A 1,371-nucleotide genomic window follows, 5' to 3' on the forward strand; every position below is an offset into this window, starting at 1 on the left:
GCTGACGATCGAGGTGTCGGACGGTGCGCTGAGCGGCACGGGCACGGTGACGGTGAACGTGACGAACGTGATCGAGCCGGGCGAGAACGTGGCGCCGGTGGCGTTCGACGCGGCGTTCCAGGTGCCGGCCGGCGGCGTGCTGCAGGGCCAGCTCGCCGCGAGCGACGCGAACGGTGATGCATTGGTCTTCGCACTGGCGTCCGGCAATGCGGACGTGGACCCGGACGGCCACTTCACGTTCGCCGATACGGCGACGGTGGGCCAGTACAGCTTCACGTTCAAGGCAGGCGACGGGGTGCTGTCGTCGAACGTGGCGACGGTGACGGTCAACGTCGTCGATGCCACGGACAACACGGCGCCGGTGGCGTTCGATGCGACGTTCCAGGTCTCGCAAGGCGGCGTGCTGCACGGCCAGTTGCAGGCGCTCGACCCGAACGGCGACAGCGTGAGCTACACGCGGGTGTCCGGCAATGCGGACGTGGGTTCGGACGGCCACTTCACGTTCGCCGACACGGCGACGGTGGGGCAGCACACGTTCACGTTCCAGGCGAGCGACGGCCTGCTGCCATCGAACACCGCGACGGTGACGATCGACGTTGTCGACGGCGCGGGCAACACGGCGCCGACCGCCAACGACCTGAACTTCACGGTGCCGCAGGGAGGCGTGCTGCAGGCGTCGCTGAGTGCGACCGATCCGGACGGCGATACGCTGGGCTATGCGTGGACCGGCGGTGACGCGGCGCAGGTGAACGCCGACGGCAGCTTCACGTTCGCGGATACGGCGACGGTGGGGCCGCACAGCTTCACGTACGTGGCCAACGACGGCGTGCTGGACTCGGCGCCGGCGACGGTGACGATCGACGTGGTCGCGGCCACGAGCGGAGCGGATCTGGAACTGGACTTCCACGGCGCCGTGGGTCCGGTGAACACGGGTGCGCCGATCCAGTACGAGGCATTCGTGTTCAACGCCGGCCCGGATGCGGACACGTCGGACATGATGTTGACGGTGACGCTGCCGAGCGGCTCGACGTTCGATGCGGTGGACCTGGGCGCATCGAGTGCGGGCTGGTCGTGCAACGAAGCGGCGGGCGTGCTGACGTGCACGCATCCGGCACTGGCGAGCCAGGACTTTGCATCGCTGGTGTTCGACGCGCTGGCGCCGACCGCGGCGGGCGATGCGGTGGCGCAGGGCACGGTGGCCGGTGCGTCGGATGCGTTCACGGCGAACAACAGCGGCGAGGTGCATACGCTGGTGACCGATCCGGGTGCCGGGAACACGGCGCCGCAGGTGCCGGCCGGCCAGGTGTTCGCGATCGCCGAAGACGCGACCGCGGGCACGAGCCTGGGCACGGTGCAGGCGACCGACGACGG

At 69.7% G+C, this 1,371-nt stretch carries 1 protein-coding gene; it reads left to right on the forward strand.

The window, feature by feature from the left end; genetic code table 11:
• A partial coding sequence (locus EV148_RS18595; protein ID WP_199222830.1) for an Ig-like domain-containing protein occupies positions 1-1,371 on the forward strand: 1,371 nt, incomplete at both ends.

Origin of the sequence: Dokdonella fugitiva (genome assembly GCF_004342425.1) — a bacterium.
Classification (GTDB): domain Bacteria; phylum Pseudomonadota; class Gammaproteobacteria; order Xanthomonadales; family Rhodanobacteraceae; genus Dokdonella_A; species Dokdonella_A fugitiva.